The organism is Pseudoalteromonas sp. SiA1, from assembly GCF_018732205.1.
In the GTDB taxonomy this organism is placed as follows: Bacteria; Pseudomonadota; Gammaproteobacteria; order Enterobacterales; family Alteromonadaceae; genus Pseudoalteromonas; species Pseudoalteromonas tetraodonis.
This window is the reverse complement of record NZ_CP076085.1, coordinates 362,569-384,196: the sequence shown is the minus strand read 5'-3', so window position 1 is coordinate 384,196 and position 21,628 is coordinate 362,569. Positions and strand designations below refer to the sequence as shown.

At 40.1% G+C, this 21,628-nt stretch carries 14 protein-coding genes; 6 read left to right on the top strand and 8 right to left on the bottom strand.

What is annotated here, in order from left to right; translation table 11 throughout:
• Positions 1–529: 529 nt before the first annotated feature.
• From KK487_RS17145 to KK487_RS17135, 3 genes are all read right to left on the bottom strand, one after another.
• Positions 530–1,735 carry a type II toxin-antitoxin system HipA family toxin gene (locus KK487_RS17145; protein WP_215522147.1) on the bottom strand — a complete coding sequence of 402 codons (1,206 nt, stop codon included), beginning with the start codon at positions 1,733–1,735 and terminating at the stop codon, positions 530–532.
• Positions 1,725–2,024 carry a helix-turn-helix domain-containing protein gene (locus KK487_RS17140; RefSeq protein WP_004589614.1) on the bottom strand — a complete coding sequence of 100 codons (300 nt, stop codon included), beginning with the start codon at positions 2,022–2,024 and terminating at the stop codon, positions 1,725–1,727. Before KK487_RS17140 ends, KK487_RS17145 begins: the two co-directional genes overlap by 11 nt.
• 330 nt (positions 2,025–2,354) lie before the next feature.
• Positions 2,355–3,230 (bottom strand): nuclease-related domain-containing protein, encoded by an 876-nt coding sequence (locus KK487_RS17135; protein ID WP_215522146.1) that lies wholly within the window; start codon positions 3,228–3,230, stop codon positions 2,355–2,357.
• A gap of 360 nt (positions 3,231–3,590) precedes the next feature.
• Between KK487_RS17135 and KK487_RS17130 the strand changes: the two genes are divergently transcribed.
• Both KK487_RS17130 and KK487_RS17125 read left to right on the top strand, forming a co-directional pair.
• Complete coding sequence (locus KK487_RS17130; protein ID WP_215522145.1) at positions 3,591–6,743, top strand: DEAD/DEAH box helicase; 3,153 nt, start codon at positions 3,591–3,593, stop codon at positions 6,741–6,743.
• A gap of 24 nt (positions 6,744–6,767) precedes the next feature.
• On the top strand, positions 6,768–8,333 hold the full coding sequence (locus tag KK487_RS17125; RefSeq protein WP_215522144.1) for an AAA family ATPase: 1,566 nt from the start codon (positions 6,768–6,770) through the stop codon (positions 8,331–8,333).
• 70 nt (positions 8,334–8,403) lie between these two features.
• On the opposite strand, the gene KK487_RS17120 is transcribed toward KK487_RS17125, so the two are convergent.
• The 4 genes from KK487_RS17120 to KK487_RS17105 all read right to left on the bottom strand — a co-directional run bounded on the left by KK487_RS17120 (position 8,404) and on the right by KK487_RS17105 (position 13,424).
• Positions 8,404–9,291: a DNA adenine methylase gene (locus KK487_RS17120; RefSeq protein WP_215522143.1), complete on the bottom strand. Its 888-nt coding sequence runs from the start codon at positions 9,289–9,291 to the stop codon at positions 8,404–8,406.
• Complete coding sequence (locus KK487_RS17115) at positions 9,291–10,790, bottom strand: ParB/RepB/Spo0J family partition protein (protein ID WP_215522142.1); 1,500 nt, start codon at positions 10,788–10,790, stop codon at positions 9,291–9,293. The genes KK487_RS17120 and KK487_RS17115 overlap by 1 nt, the downstream gene beginning before the upstream one ends.
• A gap of 499 nt (positions 10,791–11,289) precedes the next feature.
• On the bottom strand, positions 11,290–12,828 hold the full coding sequence (locus KK487_RS17110; RefSeq protein WP_215522141.1) for an HNH endonuclease signature motif containing protein: 1,539 nt from the start codon (positions 12,826–12,828) through the stop codon (positions 11,290–11,292).
• On the bottom strand, positions 12,825–13,424 hold the full coding sequence (locus KK487_RS17105; protein ID WP_215522140.1) for a class I SAM-dependent methyltransferase: 600 nt from the start codon (positions 13,422–13,424) through the stop codon (positions 12,825–12,827). Before KK487_RS17105 ends, KK487_RS17110 begins: the two co-directional genes overlap by 4 nt.
• Before the next feature lie 453 nt (positions 13,425–13,877).
• On the opposite strand from KK487_RS17105, the gene KK487_RS17100 reads away from it, so the two are divergent.
• The 4 genes from KK487_RS17100 to KK487_RS17085 all read left to right on the top strand — a co-directional run bounded on the left by KK487_RS17100 (position 13,878) and on the right by KK487_RS17085 (position 18,828).
• A complete protein-coding gene (locus KK487_RS17100; protein ID WP_215522139.1) occupies positions 13,878–14,660 on the top strand; it encodes a substrate-binding periplasmic protein in 783 nt (260 codons plus the stop codon).
• Positions 14,661–14,695: 35 nt separating this feature from the next.
• On the top strand, positions 14,696–16,207 hold the full coding sequence (locus KK487_RS17095) for an ABC transporter substrate-binding protein (protein WP_215522138.1): 1,512 nt from the start codon (positions 14,696–14,698) through the stop codon (positions 16,205–16,207).
• Positions 16,208–16,352: 145 nt separating this feature from the next.
• Positions 16,353–17,084, top strand: a complete 732-nt coding sequence (locus KK487_RS17090; protein WP_215522137.1) for a substrate-binding periplasmic protein — start codon at positions 16,353–16,355, stop codon at positions 17,082–17,084.
• A 142-nt stretch (positions 17,085–17,226) separates the two neighbouring features.
• Positions 17,227–18,828 carry an ABC-F family ATPase gene (locus tag KK487_RS17085; RefSeq protein WP_024601143.1) on the top strand — a complete coding sequence of 534 codons (1,602 nt, stop codon included), beginning with the start codon at positions 17,227–17,229 and terminating at the stop codon, positions 18,826–18,828.
• 590 nt (positions 18,829–19,418) lie between these two features.
• On the opposite strand, the gene katG is transcribed toward KK487_RS17085, so the two are convergent.
• Positions 19,419–21,599, bottom strand: coding sequence for a catalase/peroxidase HPI (gene katG, locus KK487_RS17080; RefSeq protein WP_215522136.1), 2,181 nt, complete (start codon positions 21,597–21,599; stop codon positions 19,419–19,421).
• Between the last annotated feature and the right edge of the window lie 29 nt (positions 21,600–21,628).

The window sequence follows — 21,628 nt, the reverse complement described above, 5'->3', positions numbered from 1 at the left end:
GCGTTTTATGTTTGGAACGCGGGTTTCGGGCTACGAGCTAGGTTTTAGGTTTTAGTGTTTGTACAAGCTCGCTGCTCGTCGCTCGAAGCCCGTTGTCTTCTCTGTGTTCAAATAATTTTTAAGTAATTTATTCACAAAGAGATTATGAGACGCTGCGCTTTTAGAGGAAATAAAAAAGCCAAATATTATTCTGTAGCAGCGATTTTATATCGCGTATTTATAGGCTTTTGCATTTTACCCGCGCCTCGTCGCTCGAAGCCCGTTGTCTTCTCTGTGTTCAAATAATTTTTAAGTAATTTATTCACAAAGAGGTTATGAGATGCTGCGCTTTTAGAGAAAATAAAAAAGCCAAATATTATTCTGTAGCAGCAATTTTATATCGCGTATTTATAGGCTTTTGCATTTTACCCGCGCCTCGTCGCTCGAAGCCCGCTGCCTTCTCATTCCCGCTTTGAGGTTCATATAAGCGCCAATTAATAAATGAGCACTTAATCAGTCATTAAACCACTAATGACTGCTTTATTAGCCTTTAACTTATAGAGGGTATTACGCTTTCTAAGCGTTTTATGTCAATATCACTGATATTAGCAAAACGTTTAAAGTGCGCTGGCCACTGGCGAGTATAACTCTCAACCTCGGCAATTATTTTTGTTGCTTGAGCCTTGTTGAGGCCGAAGCGTTTGGCTTGCGACAGTAAATTATCGATACTAGCATATCGGCCATCATCACCAAGCCCTATGCCATGCTGCTTTGAGTTATTAATAGGGGTAATATCATAAGCGGGGCTCATACGCCACGTTTGCCCTGAAAAGTGATACAAAAATGCATGATTTCGGCTGTGATCATCAGTATTACCAATAAATACGTTAAATACCATTCGCTTGTAGAGCTCTGTAGCATCAGCAGCGAACTCACCTGTGTGGTGGCGAATAAATTCAGCCAATTCACCGTAGCTATAGTATGTTGCTAAGTCGTTTATCGCGACTTTTGGTTTTTGTAATAAGCTATTGGCGCTTAAAAAGTGATGAGTTGGTAAGTCATCGCTTACATCAAAACGTTCAACTAACAGAACATCGCCATTTTCTGTTTCATGAATACGGGTATTTGCAGTGCGAATCCCCAATTCATTAGCCATACACATAGCGCCATGCTCAGCCCTAGCTAAATTAAACAAATCGTCTTGACGATTAAACTTTGCCAAATAAAGTTTTTGGTCAATTTTCACAGAGGTTTTAGGTCTTGCTCCCCCCATACTTTGACCAAATTCAAAGGCTTTTTTTGCTTCCTGTGAAATCGTTTTATTGGCGAGCAGATCGTCCTTTGCTTGATCTAACAAAGCTAAATCGGCTAGTGTATTTTTATTCGCTTTATGTTTTGATGCGCTGCGCGACAAACTAAATACCAAGGCGCCAACACCATACCCAGACCCTGCGAGTAAAAATTCTAGCTCATTTTTTGGTTTGGTATTATGCAGCGACAGTATAAGCTTACGCCCCCACGAATCAGCTCCCGCATCACTTAACACCCCAAACACACCTTTATTGGCAGAATAACTAACTATGCCAGGCTGTAGTGGTAAATGCAGCGGATCGAGCGCAAACGCATCAGAGCGCGCAAGGTAACTTTTACCATAATTAAACTCACCTCGGCCTGTTTGTGTATTTAACTTAAAAAAGCCACAAATTACCGGGCTGTCTTCTAAACCGTCAATAAATACATAAGCTTCAGAAGTCATCGTTAATCACCTGAGTTTTATTGCTTTTACGCTGTCTTGCATTATAACCGCCCACATCTGCGGCAAGCTCGTTAATTTCATCCAGCAATGAGCCTTGCAATTGAAGTACAACAAGGGCTTCAAACAATATATCGCTTTTTACTACCTCCCCTTGCTCAAGCTTTTGTACCGTGGAGCGAGATACACCAATCATCTTAGCGAATGTGCTCTGGGTATAAAGTAAAGTACGATGCTGGCGAATTAAATCACCCAATCGACGCGCCAGTTTTAATGCTTGTTCAGATCTCATAAATGACTACCTAATCGGTCATTAATATACTAATGATTATTTTAGCGGTATTTAATATGATTGCAATATTATTTAAATAGATACGAAATGAGGTTCGGGGTTCGAGGTTCGAGCTTCGAGCTTCGAGCAGCGAGCTTATAGCGCCTAGTCCCTTTTGCGTTACCTCTTCAGCGCAGCGCCTCATAACCTCTTTGTGAATAAATCACTTAAAACCATATATGCACAAAGAGAAGACAACGGGTTTCGAGCAGCGAGCGACGGGCAGCGAACACAGCCTAGCGCCTTGTATTAACGTAGGCGTTAAGCTTGCTGACGCGAAAAGCGCAGCTTTTAAATTGCTTTACTTTCATGCAGTGAACGCTGAACTACTTGATAACAAATAGCACGTTGCTGCTCTTGGTTTAAATTTACTTGTCGCATCGAAAGAATCGTTTTCACTATTTGTTTATGCGAAACAATTGGAAAGAGTGGGCGCTGTTTTAATTCGACAAACCAACCAGGAAAGCACAAAACAGGGAAAACCTGCGTGTTAAAACCCGTTGCCTCTTGTAGCCATTTGTTCACCCAATTAGCCTGCTTTTGGGCTTGTTCTAGCGGCTTACTTTCAAACCAAGAGGGAAATGCTAGATGATTATTCTCAAATTTAACTTTGTAATTTGTATCGTCTTTTATTCGCTTGTGCCTGCCCTTGGTCTCAATAGCAAAAATACCATTTGGCCCCACGACTAAGTGATCAATGTTAAAACCATCAGCTTGTATATCATGAAATACTTGGTATCCATGTGACTGTAACTCTATAAGTTCAGAGGCAACAGCAAGTTCGGCATCACGCCCAAGCTTTAGCTTTATTAAGTGATTTGATTTAACCCAAAGCTTTCTTGCTACATAAGCTAAACCTAGCAAGATCATAATAATTAAAAAGTAATTAAACTTGCCGCTAGCAAACATTTCAGCAATCCCTTTAATTGCAAAAGGCATTATAACAATGAGTGCAGCTAAAAATATTAGGCCAATAACATCAACAATCTTGTCATTCACTTGCTCTTGAAGAGTTTGCGCGGCAACACGTTTTAATTTATGACGCTCGATAGGAAGTTTAGCACTGCGTTGATGTGACCAAATACGAAAAAATAACACGCCTACTAAAGAGTAAACGCACGCAGCAATAAGCATGACACTTAAGCTATGGTTTAAAAAATCATCCATGACGAGTTCCTATAATGACAACTTGTACTTTATACATTAAAAACAGTTACATGTCGCGTTGGCGACGGCAACCAAGGGGCGGATACCGCCGACCGCCCCTTGGAACCCCACGGCGCCCCGAGCATTTTGCACTTTCCTCAAAGCCTAAATTGATATGAACGTAAACGCCGTGTATTCGCCGTCCATGGCGAAGTCACGTCTTTAATTGCTTCCATGCAATTAATTACTCATCAATTGAGTCTTTTCGGGCAAAATGACGGGGGAATTATCTTAACAGCTGCCTTAATTCAATAATGAGTTAATGCTTGTTTACATTGCATTTTTTAGTAAACTGAATGCTCGCAAACAGGGAGCGATTTAATGCAGCAAATTGGTATTTACGAGCAGTTAATTACGCAAGTAATTGAGCAAAATTTAAATCGTGACCAATTTTATGTGGGCGAACGCCAACTAGAATCGGCTGAGGCGGCTACGTGGCTTTCGCGCTTTTTAGGCAAGCTTGTTGAACATGCAATCGATGCAATCCCTAATTCAAGCGGGCGTTTACAAGAGCAAATTAACCTAGCAAACAGCCTTGTGCTTTGGCTTAAAGATCATATTCGCGATGACGAGCTGATCAACGAAAACCTTATCGACAGCCAAGGCCGTATTCTTACTGCACTGTTTAATACTCAAAACCCTATTGCTGCAAATCTTAAAGATTACTCACACGATATTTTCCCGCTAACAGGACTTACCCAAAGCGAATTATTTAGCGGTGCAAATGCTGGGATCTCCCTCGAAACCGAGCTAAAACGCGAGATTAAATCGTCCGACACTATTTATTGGCTTGTCTCATTTATAAAATGGACGGGGCTGCGCATATTTAAAAACGAACTTGAAGCGTTTACTAAAAGCGGTAATAAACTCAAAGTAATTACCACTTCGTACATGGGTGCAACGGATGCAAAGGCGGTTGAGTTTTTAGCAAACCTACCAAATACCGAGGTAAAGCTAAGTTATAACAATCAGCAAGAACGCCTCCACGCAAAGTCGTACTTGTTTATGCGTAATACAGGTTTTCATACTGGGTATATTGGCTCGTCTAACTTATCGCATTCAGCGCTTACCAGCGGCCTTGAGTGGAACTTAAAAATTACCGCGCAAGAAATTCCGCACATTATATCCAAAACCAAAAGTACCTTTGAAACTTACTGGCAATCGCCAGATTTCGAGCTGTTTACTGGCAAAGCTGAATGTAAAGAAAAGCTCATAAATTCACTTAATGAGCAACGCGGTGTTGGCCAAGCAAGCAGTCAGTTTTATTTTGATATCACGCCAAAAACCCATCAACTCGCTATTTTAGAAAAACTAAGCGTAGAGCGTAGCGTTCATAACCGCTTTAAAAATTTAGTGGTTGCTGCAACGGGAACTGGTAAAACAATAATATCGGCATTTGACTTTAAAGCCGTTTACGACAAAAACCCAAACGCCCACTTTTTGTTTGTAGCCCACCGTGAAGAAATACTCAAACAAGCGCAAAGCGCTTATCGTGGTGTGCTTAAAAATAACGATTTTGGTGAGCTGTGGGTAGGTAACTATAAGCCACAACGATACAACCAATTATTTGCGTCAATCCAAACATTAAACAGCCAAATTGAATCGCTCAATTTAACGCATGATTACTACGATTACATAGTTATAGACGAAGTGCATCACGTAAGCGCAGCTAGTTATCGCGCTATTTTAAACCACTTTACGCCCACAATATTACTTGGTTTAACTGCTACACCAGAGCGACAAGATGGCGCAAATATACTCGATGACTTTTGCGGTATAATAGCAGCTGAAATTCGCTTGCCAGAGGCAATAAACCAGCGCCATTTATGCCCGTTTCAATACTTTGGACTAGATGACGATACCGACCTAAGTCAAATAACATGGCGAGGCGGCCGTTACGATATAACCGAATTGAGTAACCTTTATACAGGGGAGAACAGCCGCGCTAACAAAATTATATCGAGCTTGGCAGATATCGTAACCAATGTTTACAACATTAAAGCGCTGGCATTTTGCGTAAGCCAAAAACACGCAGAGTTTATGGCGTCTAAATTTAACTTAGCAGGTATAAACGCCGATGTGCTGACCAGCAAAAACACCAATGAGCGCGCAGCCAAACAACAAGCACTGCGACAAGGTGAAATACAAATACTGTGTGTGGTTGATATTTTTAACGAAGGGGTCGATATTCCAGAGGTCGATACACTTTTATTTTTACGCCCAACTGAAAGCTTAACGCTATTTTTACAGCAACTCGGCCGTGGCCTTCGCTTGCCCGACAACAGTCAAAAACAGTGCTGCACCGTTCTCGACTTTGTAGGAAATGCCCGCCCAGAATACGACTTTGCCAGTAAATTCCGCGCGCTAATTGGTAAAAGCAACCAACCGATAAAAACCGAGATTGAAAACAACTTCCCGCATTTACCGCTGGGTTGCCGTATAGAGCTACAAAAGCGCACACAACAAACAATATTAAAAAATATTCAGCAAGCTATAAACTCTAAACGCCGTTTACAGCAGCTGATAAATAGCTACTCACAACATACTAATGATGCGCTTACGCTCAGTAATTTTTTACGCATAAACCCGCAAGTTACGCTTGAAGATATATACAAACCAAAAGATAAAAAGCTCGGCGGCTGGCACTGGTTAAAAGGCGATGAAATACTCGCAGACCAAGCCGACATTTACGCCGCGTATTACCGCGCTATAAACACCCAATTACTCGGCTGCGACTCGCTCAGCTACTTATGCTTTTTACGTGATTTATGTAACAACGACTTTAGTTTTACCCCAACGCCACAAAATCAACAGTACGCGCTTATGGCGCATTACAATTTTTGGGATACCACAAGCACAAGTTTAGGCTTTAAAACGCTTGAACAAAGCTTACAGGCACTTACACATAAAGAGCTACAGCAGGAACTTGCCCAAGTGATTGCGCTGTTGATAGACCGCATTCATCAACAAGAAAGCGATTTAACGTGCTTACCTAATCACGCAATCAAATTACACAGCCGCTACACACGCCAACAAATACTCGCCGCGTTTGGTGCACACACGTTTGATAAAAAATCGACCGCCCGTGAAGGTGTTTTAGAATTTAAAAACCAAAACCTAGAGCTACTATTTGTAACACTCAACAAATGCGAAAAAACCTACTCGCCCACCACGCTGTATCACGACTACGCAATCAGCCCCACCCTGTTCCATTGGCAAACGCAAAACAGCGCCCGCCCAGAACACGGTCGCGGCTTAAGCTACATACAACACCAACAAACAGGCAAAACTATCCTGTTGTTTGTGCGCGAACAAGGCAAAGACGAAAACGGCCGAACCATGGGGTTTGTAAACTACGGCGAGGTTAAATACCAAAGCCACAACGGCAGCCAGCCGATGAATATAACGTGGGAGTTAACCAACCCCATGCCAAGTGAGATGTGGCATGAAGCTGGGAAATTAGCAATTGGATAAATATAAATAAATGGAAATAGTTAAATGATAATAAAGAAAATTCATATAAATAAGTTTAGAGGCTTTAATGATACATCTTTCAACTTAGGAGAACACATAACATTAATCGCTGGTCAAAATGGTACTCAAAAGAGTACCTTGCTTGGGATATTGACTCAGACATTTACAATACCAACAAAAGATCATATTTTTTCTGATGAAAAGCCTCTAACAGGTGGAAGTTTTAGATCTTCATTTCAAGATAAATTCAGATTATCACCAACTTTAGATATACCGGGCAGCCATGAGTGGACTCTATATTTTAATGATTTAAAGCTGCATTCTGATTTAGATGATGAAGGGGGGTTTACAATTGAAAGTATCCCGCGTAAATCTGGAAATAATGAGACTATTCGTTTTTGGCAAAAAGGAAAAAGAGACGCAGGGAGCGGCTATATACAATTACCTGTCATTTACCTTAGTTTAAAGAGACTAATACCAATTGCCGAAGCTGGTAAAGTATCAGAAACAAATGAAGAGTTAACAAATAATGAGCAAAAATGGTTCTCTGAAAATTATAACAAAATTTTACTGAGCAATGACCAATTAGAGTCGATTGATTATTTAGAGAGTACTAATAAAAATACTTTAGGTGTGACCACTGCTCATTACGACTGGCATTCAAACTCTGCCGGGCAAGACAACTTAGGAAGGATATTGTTAGCTATTATTTCTTTTCAAAGACTTAAAACAGAATATCCAAAAGAATATCAAGGAGGGATTTTAGCAATTGATGAAATTGATGCCACTCTTTATCCCGGCTCTCAAGTAAAGTTACTAGAAGCTCTTTGTCGTCTTTGTAAAAAAGAAAATATACAGCTTATAGCAACAACACATTCAATCCACCTCCTAGAAAAAATATCAGAGCTTAAAGCGGAAAGAGGACGAGAGAAACAGTTTAATACTATCTATTTAAAAAAAGTAGATGGAAATGTTGAGATTGTTGAAGCACCTAGTTTCGAACAAATAGTAAATAATTTAAATGTATCAATTAACAAACATGTTCCTATACAAAAACTGCCTATCTACACTGAGGATAAAGAATGTATGCAATTTGTGAAAGCAATGATCGGCAGAAAGTTTAAGAATTTAGAGTTTTTAGACATATCACTTGGTTGTAAAAATCTAATACAATTAGGAATAAAGAAAGTACCTAGTTTTACTTACAATAATTCAATTATTGTACTCGATGGGGATGCTCGTCAAGACTTAAAAAATAAAAGATTGAAGAATTTTATTTGCTTACCAGGTGAACTAAACCCTGAAAGTTTGCTTGCAAATTACCTTGATAACTTATCAGATAAAAATGCTTTCTGGGAAGAAAGAATCAAAGGCTATTCAAAGCAGTTTTGTTTTTCCAACTATAAGCTGCAAGATATTATATCTGATAGGATTAAAGCTAAAAAGTGGTATAGAGAGCAACTAGAAACGAACGCCTGGGGACAAAATGGGACTGCGCTTTATAAACTTTACTTAAAAACGATTCCTGATGAATTGGATTTATTTTTAAACGCTTTTTCAAAGTTGCATAAAGATTTTTTTGATAAATAGTAAATACAGGACTAAATGTTAACTTAACTTTTAGTCCTGTTTGAAATGTGATTGAATCAAATTAATAATTTCAAAGGACTGCTTTACCGAGTCTTTGCAGTTTTCTTAACTCTTTAAAGCTAATATCTGGTTTAAACATAACTTTTGCTATATCTGGATTATGAATTATGACTTCAGAGCCCTTTCGCTTTATCTGAGCTGTATATGTCAACCCAAAATGCTGAGGCTCAAACTCAGAGTAAATTCCACAAATTTCAGGGGCATCATCATAAGTAACAATCCAAGGCTGCTGAATTTTCTTTACACTCTCGTAAAGCCTATAGTGATCTTGATGCTCGAAGAAGTTTTGATAAAGACCTTTCCCCTTAACATAATATGGAGGATCAATATTAACTAAGCATTTACCTTCTATGTTAGGTAAGTACTCTTCTATGAATCTTGCAGCATCAACATTAGCTAAAAGTATGTCACTTTGGCGCTCTGCAATTGCTTGTATTTTAGATATAAGTTTTTCTTTGTTAAAGCGACAATCTAACAAATAATTACCTTCTTGTTCGAGACCACCTATTACACCTGCTTTTATTATTCCCGAGCGATTAGTTCTATTTAAGAAAAAAGTAGAGAAACCTAATTCCAGAATACTTGAACTGCCAGAAACTTGAATTTCTTTTTGTCTATGCCATTCTGTAATTGTAACCTCAGTTTCAGTGATTAGTTCACAAATTTCTTCTGTCCTATAAAGTACACAGTACCAAAAAGCGTAAATAGATGGGTCAAGATCATTTATCCATACTTTTTTTACATGGCCCTCCAATAATAAATACCAAGCGATTGCACAGCCACCAGCAAATGGCTCAACATAAGTACCGCCTTGCAGGTTATTTAATTTAAGTGTTTCCACTACATATGCTGTCAGCTTTGATTTCCCGCCAGGGTATCTTAATGGAGAATAAAACATTACTTTTCCTTTAATTCAATAAGCACACTAAGTAAGGGAAAAAGCATATCCCAAAAGCCATTTAAAAATTTACGATTTACTTTATGAGTTTTTGTTCCATGGACGTAATCATTTAAAGTATTCAAACTGTAATCGTTACTGTGCGTCAATAGCTCTTTGATTACCTTATTAGCAGCTTTATCTTTTATATGTTCAGATTGAAGATACTTGATACGTCGGATTAAACTAACTTCATTATAATCTTGTTTGTATGCATTAGTAACCTCTCCCTGTAAATTTTGAGTAGTAATAAATTCATCAACAGACAAATCAAGAAAAACTCTCAGAGAAGCGGCTGTAACATTCTTGTAACGCTCAACTGGCAACTTCTTAAATTCTTTAAATAAAGCAGATAATTTGTAGCTAGACACCGATATTTGGTAATAATCTGACGTAAGCTGATTCCTATCTGGATTAGCTTTCAATTCTCTTGGTGCAGCCCCATTTTGTTCAACAACATCTTCTTTCTGCTCATCTTCTTTGATGTTATTAATGCTGTCTATCTTATCAGAATTGAGCTCGTTGGTATCGATTACAACATTAGTTTCTTTATTAGGAAATTCCACCTTGGGTAATTTAGAGTAAATTTCATCAAAGCGATTATCAATAGTTCTTGTAGTTATCGCAAAGCCCAACTCATTATCACTTGGGTTTAGCATAAGTTTTAAGAACTTAGCATATGCATTACAAAAGCTTTCTAAATTTGACTTTATTAAAATAGACATTTCATCAAATTCGATGCCCCACTCAGTTCTAATAAACTTATTGAACCAGCGTTCTAAAACAGTCATGTTTATTCTGTGACTATATACATCCTCTTTCTCTTCAATTGTTAAATGTTTAGCTACTTCATATTTAGTAGCTAAATCTCTTAACCCAACATACCTAAGCGCCTCAATAATTTCTCCCCTTTTAAGGTTTGTAATTTCAATTGTTTTATCGATATTTTGGTCTGTTTCTTCATAAATATTAAGAATAAAACGCTGTTGCTGTAAACGCTGCCATTTTTTTAAGAGTGAGCCGGTAGAGTGACGTTGTAAAATATACCATCTGGTTTCATCATATGATGGAGATACACACACCCTAATTTTCTCTATAGTGTCACGATCAATATCTCTAGCTTGCTCCATAACGAAACGTCTAATTGATTTTGGAGCCTTTTCTGGGTTTCGTAATAATTTTAGCGCTAGAACCCTTCTATTACCTTCAGCAACCACATACTTATCATTTTCATCTTTCCAAACGACAATAGGATCAAACGCTCTAAAGCCACGCTCAGAAATTGATTTAATCAACTGCATAAACTCTTTTTTTTCAGATTCGTCGCTTATCAAGTCATCAATAAAATCATTTAACCTTAGGTGCTGATCAGCCGGATCTAATCGAGGGTTATCAATCCAGAGTTTTAAATTATCTACGGAACGTAATACTCTCTTCTCCCACCAATTTTCTTTTTCCATAATTTTGCCTTAAACTTTAATTTCTTAAATTAATTTTGATTATCTGTTTATTTAACAAGAATATATTAACCATTAATAATAAGAGCTTGTAAACACTCCAACTCCCCGTGATCACACCCGTAAAGTTATAAATTGATGAGTAATCACTTGCATGGATGCAAGTTAAGCCGTGACTTCGCCATGGATGGCGAATACACGGCGGTTACGTTCACATCAATTTTTAACTTGAGGACACAGTGTGATCCTCGGGCGCGCCGAGAGAGTCCAGAGAGAGGTCGGCGGCAGCCTCTCTTTGGTTGCCATCGCCAACGCGATAAAACCTCGAATAGAGGTTATTAAATCCCTTTTCCCAAAACCATGTAAAAATCACGGCTCAAGCAAATTCCTACACTTTAAAAGCACGAGGTAAACTCCCGCCTACGGCACTACCTACAAATTTAAAAGCTGCGCTTTTCGCGTGAGCAAGCTCTGCGCCTACAAGCTAAAACGCGACTACAAACTAACCTGCAACCACTTGTTTAAACCGTGCGAAGGTTCGCATGCTTTCATCAGCAATCATTACCTCGTAATCTGGGTTTTGAGCAATTAGCTCATATTGCCCATTAGGTAATTTATTAACTTTGCGCAGTAAATACTGCCCTTCCCCGCCTATATCATCTCGCTCTATCGCCACTATTTGGCCGCGTAACGATCCTGCTTTATCGGAAGTTATAAGCTCAAGTAGCAGTAAATCACCATCAAGTATTGGGTGTTTACCACCATTCATAGAGTTACCCGATGCGCGTGCTAAAAAATGCACTTGAGGGTCGAGCTTGCCAGCGCCAAATGGCGCGTCCATCAATTCCATATCGCTTTCATCCCCTGTTTTAAAATGCCCACAGGCAATTTTTATATTGGGGAAGTACGGCAGCTTTAATACATCATCAATTGATTTTAAGTTAACTTCGGGCTCAGCGACTTGATCTAATTCAGGTTGTGGTGCGTTTGGAAACGTAAACAACTCAGCAGTTGGTTTTGCTTGTTCAAAATGGTCTTTATTCCCAAGCCATAATTTTGCGTTGTTGGCTTGTGCCACCTGATAGGCCCAATTGCTTACTGCGAGAGATTTATCTGCATCGCAGTGAAAATACGCACTTAGCTCGTTACTAATAATTTGGCTGTTAACAACCAAGTTTTGCTTTTGCCAACGCTCGCGGTGCTGCTGTGCAGCTAAAAAGTCACGTTTATTGTTATTACATGTGCGATGCGCTGCCACAAAATTATGGCCTAAGTCGTTTGCGTAGCGGGCAAACGGTATAAAATGATCGACTTCAACATCGTTTTTCATTGGCTTTTGGCAATAAAAACAGCTGTTTGATTGCAGCTCTACCAAAACAGGTTTTGCTTTGGTGAGTGCGTTACGGTCAAAGCCAAATAAAAAATCATGCAGTTGGCTTTGCGGGCCAATAAGTGTTTGGTTGTGCTTTATGCTTTGAATTTTTTGTAGCCACGCATTTTTAGCTAAATACGTTACTAGATCGTAAAAACGCCTAAAACAACTAGCAATGCCTGCATTCAAAGTAATGTATTTAGGGTTTTTAGTATGCGGATATAAAAAGCACTCTTCTTGCTTGGCAAGTATTTGTAAGCGCCAAAGTGGGCCACTTTTTAAGGTTGCCATAGCGGCATTAAAAGTCGGCTTGTAAAAACCACTTTGCTTTAGCTGGCGTAAGTTACGAATATTGTTTTGTTGGCATTCAAACAATACGCTAATTACTTTTGATTGCGCACCGGTATTTTGTAAAAGCAATGCACTTTCACCAGTATGTTCTGAGGGAAACGGCATTGCATGATGCCAATACAAGGTAATGAGTTTGTCAGCAAGAGTTGGCAGTTCTATGACTAGTTCACTTTGCTCTGACTGAAGTGGCTGTTCAACACATACATCAGCCAAAGCATGCAGCAATGCAAATTTGTAGGTTGCACTAAAATCGCCCTCAACGAGCATACGCTGAATATACGCAATAAAGTCGAGTTGTTGCTGCATTGCATGACTCATAAAACAGGCACTGCTTTAATTAATGCATTGAGCCACACTTCACTTTCGCGCTCTGGGCGCTGATCAACACTTTGCCATTGTTTTAGTATTTTAAGCTCGGTGTGGTGGGCAATTAATGCGGTTAGGCCATCTTCATTTAAATCAGTAAATTCGCGGCCATTGTGCACACGCTCTTGCGTGCCATATTTAAACGATACATACAAAACACCGTTTGGTTTTAGGGCATTTTGCAGTTTTAAAAACACCTGCGGTAACTCTACTTTTGGAACGTGCAATAAGCTGGCGCAACACCAAATGCCGTCGTACTTATTGGTACAATTAAGCTGCTGAAAGGCTTTAACCTCTACAGCTTGTTGTAAGTAATTACTGGCTAACTTTGCAAGCTCGGGACTTGCGTCAAATGCGCTAACAGTAAAATCTTGCTGTTTAAAATACATGGCATCGCGGGCGCTACCGCAGCCTGCATCTAATATATGGCCGTGTTTAGGGATAAGCGGTAAAAACTCAGCGTAAAGCGCCGACATATCAACATTAAGCGTTGAATCGCTGAAGCTTTGTGCGTTTTGATTGTAGTAATTGAGTGTTTTAGTAGGCACTAAATTCACCGCTCCTTGGTTTATTTATTAATCTGGTATTCATTTATAACTAATCTACAGTATCAACATTTAAAAATATAGAGCCACAGCAATATATACGCCCTAAGTAGTATGTTTTTATTACAAAAAAGCACTGTTTAACCTTATAAATCCATGTTATTTACACTTTTACCTAATAGATCTACACCTTTGAAAAGGTTTAGGTTGTATAAAAAACACTCGCAGCTATTTAAATCATTATCGCTTGTTAAACTCTGCAAACACTTGCTTTAATCCCCCTTAAAAACAGGGGTATTAATTAAATGCTTTAGGGTTAAAATGATGCTATTTTACACCGTTCACTTATTGGTCATTATAGTGTGCTATGTTTACCCATAAGATCGTTATTCTACTTTTTCTAGTATGAATATACCGTTGGTGTTACTGTGTTTAAGTTCCGAGGTGTTACTTACAATGAATGTTAGGTTTAGGTGGTTATTAGCTGTACTTTTAGCGCTTTGTTTAGGCGTGCCTAGCAGTGGTTGGGCGTCGAGCGATATTAAAAAAATTGTACTGGCTACCGACACCATTGACGGGCTGGTAGAAAAAGACGGCTCTGGCCTATATGTTGATATGCTCACTAAAATTTTTGCTGCGCAATCGATTGAACTTAATATTATGATTGTACCTCAGTCTCGTGCTTATCGATGGACGGCCAATGGCAATGCTGATGCCATGTTGAGCGCTAGGCAAAATGAGGTAGAAGGCTTGTACTTTCCGGTGTGGCATTACGATATTACTTTTGTGTCGGCGATGTTTAAAAAAGATCGGTTTAAAGATTGGCAAGGCGAATACTCGTTACAAAACAGATCGGTGGGTACGTTAAGGGGCGCTAACTACAATAATTATTTGTATGTGCCGATTGATTTGCAGCAGGTTACCCAGCGAATTGAAGGCATTAAAATGCTAAAGCTCGATAGGCTTGATTTCTTTTTAGATAACCGTAAAGCGCTGCAGCAAACCCTGATTGCTAACGCCACTGAGTTATCAAAAATGAATTTTGACCCACAGCAGTATCAAATCGAAAACATTGTGCCTGTAAAACAATACATTGCCTTTACCGATAACGCCAAAGGCCGCGAGTTAGCACAAATTTTTGACGCCGGATTTGCAAAATTACTTGCCAGTGGTGAGTTAGAGGCGTTGTTTATTGCTTACAATTACCTGCCTTTTCCCTTTCCGCAAAATATAGACTAGAGTAGTAATTACATATTGCTGTGGTTGAGTTTTTTATGAGAGTTGTATTTGCTTTAGTTATAAGCTTAATGTTGGCTTTTCAATGCGTTGCACAAATTACCCTGCCCCACTCTAAAATAGAAAGCCAACCAAGCACACCACAACAAGCCACTACCCAGCTCAATGTGCTTACAGTTGATTTAGGCACCCTCATTAGTAAACCTTTAATTCAACGAGGCTTAGAGTTTGAACAACAAACTGGTATTAAAGTTAATGTCACCAAAGTGCCTTTTGGCCAGTTATATAACGAAATAAACAAAGATTTAAGCTCGCCAACGAGCCAATACGATATTATTGCCTACGCCTCACTCTGGATGGTGGATTTTGCAGAAAATAATTACTTAGCGCGTTTAGATAATTACATAGCCTCCGACCCTTTAATTGAATGGAATGATGTATCGCGTTTTTTTAGAGACTTTAGCTCTAAATATAACGGCCAAATTTACTCGATTCCACTCGATGGTGATATACATTTACTTTATTACCGCCTCGATATTTTAGAAAAATATGGTTTGGCTCCACCTAGAACCTGGGATGATTACCTTGCTATTGCTAAGCAATTAAATGGCGTTGATATGAACGGGGATGGCGAGGGCGATTTTGGTTCGTGCATTTCTAAAAAAGCCAATGAGCAATCGTATTGGTCTTTGCTTTCGATTGCGGGCAGTTTTTTGCAAAGCAAAGGTACTTCTCAAGGCATATTTTTTAATACAAGAACTATGGCGCCATTAGTGAATAACGATGCCTTTAAAAAAGCCTTAAAAATTTATAAAAAAACCACTGAATTTGGCTCTGCTGATGAGCTTAACTTTGATACCAATGATGTAAGGTATGCGTTTATTAGCGGGCGCTGCGCCTTAGCCATTGAATGGGGCGACATTGGTACTATGGCCGTGTTACCTGAGTCTAAAGTGAAAAACAAAACAGGAGTGAGTATATTGCCCGGTGCTACTGAGGTATTAAACCGTAAAACAGGCCAGCTTGAACGTTGCAATGCTAACTTATGCCCGTTTGCCATTGGCGATATTAACTATGCCCCTTATGCTGCTTTTGGTGGTTGGGTCGGCTCAATTAATAATGCCAGCTCAAAACACAAAAAAAACCTCGCTTATAACTACTTGTCGTATGTTACTCAGCCTTTGCAATCGAATGAAGATGTGACCATAGGTGCCACCGGTATGAACCCGTATCGTACCTCTCAATTGGTTAACCACAAAAACTGGCTTAAACAAGGCATGAGTGAAAGTACGCTGCATTTTTACTTGGGCTCTATTTCTAAAACCGTTAATAACGCCAATATTATTCTTGATTTGAGAATTTTTGAAAACAACCGCTACTTTAGAGACATACTCGACACTGAAGTGGCTAAATACCTAAGGCACACCCAAACCGTAGACCAAACGGTTGAAAACATTGAGGCCGGCTGGAATAAATTAACCGATGAAATTGGCCGCGACAAACAGCTAAAAGCTTATAGGGCGTCGTTAGGGCTAGTGCCAACCCCCTAAACACACGATAGCATTATTTAACGTACTTGCCATTATTAGTAAAACATAGGAAGCCAGCATTGTTGCTTAATTGATGTAAAACGAGCTAAATTTGTAGTCTGGTTTATACTTTAGTAATGATAACGCTGTAGCCTCGAGTAATAAAATGCTTAAAGTCGCTTTTGTTGTATTACTGCTTAGCAGCTGTAACGTATTTGCTTGCTTTAAAACACTTAAAGTAGGCACAAATGAAAACAATTGGCCACCCTATGTAATTGCCGTTAACGGTAACCTGACGGGCGTTGAAATTGACGTGTTAAACACGATTTTTAACGGCTCATCTTTTTGTTTAAAATTTATGTTGCTGCCTACCTCATCGCGCGCTTTTGAAGAATTAAAAGAAGGCCGTATTGATGTTATTTTTGCCGCCAGTAAAACATCAGCAAGAGCTGATTTTGCCTATTTTAGCGCTGCCTATCGTGATGAAGTAGTTCGCCTGTATAAATACACCGAATCGCCTGATTTAAATAACATTAGCGATATTTTTTATAAAGATTTAACCTTGGCGGTTAACCGTGGCAGTTATTATGGCGTTGCGTTTGAGCTGTTTAAACAGAACCACCCCGCTAACGTTATTATGATGCCTACCGCCGAGAAACGTTTTGCAATGCTCAATAAAAATAGAGTTGATTACGCAATTGAAGACGAACTAGCAGCGCAATATTTTATAAACCAATACCCAGCAATAGAAGCGGTTACTAATATGGCGGCCATCAATAAGAGTTCTATTCATTTAATGCTAAGTAAAAAAACCATTAGCCAAATAGAGTTACAAGCTATAAATGAGTTAATTAAGCAAAATAAATCCGCTATACAAGCCATTTACCCACATTACTGAACCCGTAGATTATTCTTTTACCTTTCATCTTGAAGCGCGGATCTGTATAATTCGCGGCCTATTATTTACTCTATTGCTTGTTTATTTATGCGGCGCCTTGCTGCAGCTTAACCCTGCCATTATTTTTCTAGGATTACTTTTTTTGATCTCCACCGCAAATATTACGATGCAGTTTGGCGCAGAGCCGTTGTTTGAAAACATTTCAGCTAAATTTGGTAACGGTAACCGTTACGGTTTAATTGGCGCTAACGGCTGCGGCAAGTCGACATTTATGAAAATTTTAAGCGGTGCGCTTACGCCTAGTGCAGGTAATGTGTCTATTACGCCGGGGCTAAAATTAGGTAACCTAAGCCAAGATCAGTTTGCGTTTGAGCAATACAGCGTAGTTGATGCGGTAATTATGGGGGATGTGGAGCTTTGGAAAGTAAAACAAGAGCGCGACCGTATTTACTCTTTGCCTGAAATGAGCGAAGAAGACGGCATGAAAGTAGCCGAGCTTGAAAGCGTATTTGCTGAAATGGACGGTTACACCGCAGAAAGCCGCGCAGAAGAAATTCTGCTTGATGCGGGTATCGATAAAGAGTTTCATTATGGCTTAATGGCAAACGTAGCCCCAGGTTGGAAATTACGAGTGCTGTTAGCACAGGCGTTATTTGCAAACCCTGATATTTTGCTACTTGATGAGCCTACTAATAACTTGGACATTCATACTATTACGTGGCTTGCCAATGAGCTTAACCAACGTAAATGCACCATGATCATTATTTCCCATGACCGTCACTTTTTAAACTCGGTATGTACTCACATGGCCGATATTGATTACGGTGAGCTGCGTATTTACCCAGGTAACTACGAAAAATACCTTGAAGCTTCAGGCTTACAACGCGAGCAATTACTTGCTGAAAACGCGAAAAAGAGCGCTGAAATAGACGAGTTACAAGACTTTGTTAACCGTTTTGGTGCTAACGCCTCTAAAGCGAAACAAGCCAGCTCGCGCGCTAAAAAAATGGATAAAATTAAGCTTGATGAAGTTAAGTCATCGAGTCGTATGAGCCCATCACTCAACTTTGATGAGGGCAAAAAAATGTATCGCCAAGCGCTTGAGCTAACCAAGCTTGGCCATGGGTTTGACGGTGAAACGTTATTTACTGGTGGTGATTTACTACTCGAAGCCGGTGCTAAACTGGCGGTTATCGGCGAAAACGGCGTGGGTAAAACCACCTTCTTACGCTGTTTAGTTAACGAGCTTAAAAGCAATGAAGGCGAAGTTAAGTGGTCAGAAAACGCCACGTTTGGTTATTGCCCACAAGACAGCACCAAAGACTTTGATAACGATTTAACCTTGTTTGATTGGATGTCGCAGTGGCGCACCGCTAAGCACAACGATTTAATGGTACGTGGTATGTTAGGGCGTTTATTATTTACCGCAGACGATTCAAATAAAAAAGCGCGTAACTGTTCAGGTGGTGAAAAAAACCGTTTGTTATTTGGCAAGTTAATGATGCAAGACGTTAACGTACTGATAATGGATGAACCAACTAACCACATGGATATGGAAGCCATTGAAGCACTTAACAATGCGCTAAAAGACTTTAAAGGCACGCTTATTTTTGTAAGCCACGACCGTGAGTTTGTATCGTCACTGGCAACCCGTATTGTTGATATTAAAGACAAGCAGGTAATTGACTTTCAAGGTACGTTTGACGAATACCTAGCGAGCTGCGAAGAAAATAAAGTAGCTTAAGAGCTAGGTTAAAGGTTAAAGGTTAAAGAAATAGCCTAAACCATTCAAAAGCGGTGCTTGTTTAAGCGCCGTTTTTTTGTGCCTGTAATTTGGGTTATGGGTTCGGGGTTCGGGGTTCGGGGTTCGGGGTTCGGGGTTCGGGGTTCGGGGTTCGGGGTTCGGGGTTCGGGGTTCGGGGTTCGGGGTTCGGCAGAATTTTGTTTGGTATCAATTAAAACGCAATTGGTAATTTATTTATAAAAAAGGCAAAGAAAAGCTGTATTTTTTGTTTGCTCTCATTCTTTGCTCTTTGTGCAAATAGGTTTTAAGTTATTTATTCACCACAGAGATTAAGAGACGCTGCGCTTTTAGAGGAAATAAAAAAGCCAACTACTATCCTGCAGCAGCGATTTTATAGACACTGCATTTTACTCGCACCTCGCAGCCCGCAGCTCGTGACCTTTAACCTTTAACCTTTAACCTTTAACCTTTAACCTTTAACCTTTAACCTTTAACCTTTAACCTTTAACCTTTAACCTTTAACCTTTAACCTTTAACCTAAATAATATAAAAAAGGAGCATTGCTGCTCCTTTTTAAATTTTACTTAGGTTTATTTAATATCAAACCGGTCGGCGTTCATCACTTTTACCCATGCGGCGACAAAGTCGTGTACAAAACGGGTTTTGTTATCGTCTTGAGCATAAAACTCTGCCAATGCACGGAGTATTGAGTTTGAACCAAATACTAAATCAACCCGCGTAGCCGTGTACTTAGTTTTACCACTAGCGCGGTCGACTATGTTGTACTCGCCTTTAGCTGCAGGCTCCCAGCGGTTGTTCATGTCGGTTAAATTAACAAAAAAGTCGTTACTGAGTACACCTACGTTATCGGTAAATACACCATGTTCACTATTGCCATAGTTAGTACCTAGTACGCGCATACCGCCTAGTAATACGCTCATTTCTGGTGCGGTTAGCCCCATTAATTGGCTGCGCTCTAGTAATAGCTCCTCGGCGGATACAGCATAGTCTTTTTTCAGCCAATTTCTAAAACCGTCATGAATTGGTTCTAATGGCTCGAATGACTCTGCGTCGGTCATGTCATCACTAGCATCGCCACGCCCTGGGGCAAACGGTACGGTTATATCAACCCCTGCCTTTTTAGCCGCTTGCTCAACCGCAGCGGTGCCGCCAAGCACAATTAAGTCGGCCATACTAACAGGCTTAGTTAAACTCGCTTGCAGTGTTTCAAGTGCGCTAAGTACTTTAGCTAAACGCTCTGGTTCGTTACCTTGCCAGCTATTTTGCGGAGCTAGGCGAATACGGGCGCCATTTGCACCACCACGGTGATCGGAGCCTCTATAAGTGCGGGCGCTATCCCATGCGGTATTAATTAAGTCGGTTTCACTTAATCCACAATTAAGTAGCTTCGCTTTTAAATCGGTTATTTCAGCGTCGCTTAGGGTGTAATCAACTGCAGGAATAGGATCTTGCCAAATTAAATCTTCGCTGGGTACATCGGCGCCCAAATAACGTGATTTTGGCCCTAAATCACGGTGGGTTAACTTAAACCATGCGCGGGCAAATACGTCAGTAAAGTACTCAAAATCGTCATTAAAACGCTCAATAATTTTACGGTACGCTGGGTCGAGCTTCATTGCCATGTCGGCATCGGTCATTATTGGGTTTAAACGAATCGAAGGGTCTTCCACATCAACGGGTTTATCTTCTTCTTTAATATTAACCGGCTCCCACTGATGAGCCCCTGCAGGGCTTTTGGTTAGCTCCCACTCGTAATTAAGCAACAATTTACAGTAGCCGTTATCCCATTTAGTTGGGTAGGTTGTCCATGCGCCTTCAATACCTGAGGTCATGGTATCGCGGCCAATGCCACGGGTTTTATGGTTATTCCAGCCAAGGCCTTGCTCGTGCACATCGGCGGCTTCTGGCTCTGGGCCTAAGTTTTCTTCTTTGCCGTTACCATGCGTTTTACCTACTGTATGGCCACCGACCGTTAGCGCTGCGGTTTCTTCGTCGTTCATTGCCATACGTGCAAAGGTTTCGCGCACTTGTTCTGCGGTTTTAAGTGGGTCAGGTTTACCATTTACCCCTTCTGGGTTTACGTAAATTAAACCCATTTGCACTGCCGCTAATGGGTTTTCCATGGTATCGGGTTTATCAACTTGGGTATATCGCTCATCACTTGGCGCAAGCCATTCTTTTTCTGCGCCCCAATAAACGTCTTTTTCTGGATGCCAAATATCTTCACGACCACCGGCAAAACCAAAGGTTTTTAATCCCATTGATTCGTACGCCATATTACCGGCTAAAATAATTAAATCGGCCCATGAAAGCTTGTTGCCATATTTCTTTTTAATTGGCCATAATAAACGGCGCGCTTTATCTAGGTTGGCATTATCTGGCCACGAATTAAGTGGTGCAAAACGTTGATTACCGGTACCACCACCGCCTCGACCATCAGCTAAACGGTACGAGCCCGCAGAGTGCCATGCCATACGGATCATCAGGCCTCCATAGTGCCCCCAATCAGCTGGCCACCAAGGTTGGCTTTGAGTCATTAAATCTTTTAAATCGGTTTTAAGTGCTTCTAGGTCGAGTGAATTAAAAGCGTCGGCGTAATTAAAGTCGCTGTCGTAGGGGCTGCTTTTGCTATCGTGCTGATGAAGAATGTCTAAATTAAGTGAGTTTGGCCACCAATCTGTATTGGTGTTTTCGGTTGTAGTATTACTGCCGTGCATAACTGGGCATTTACCCGCTTTATGATTATCCATATTGAGCTCCTTTTTAAGTATAAATAAAA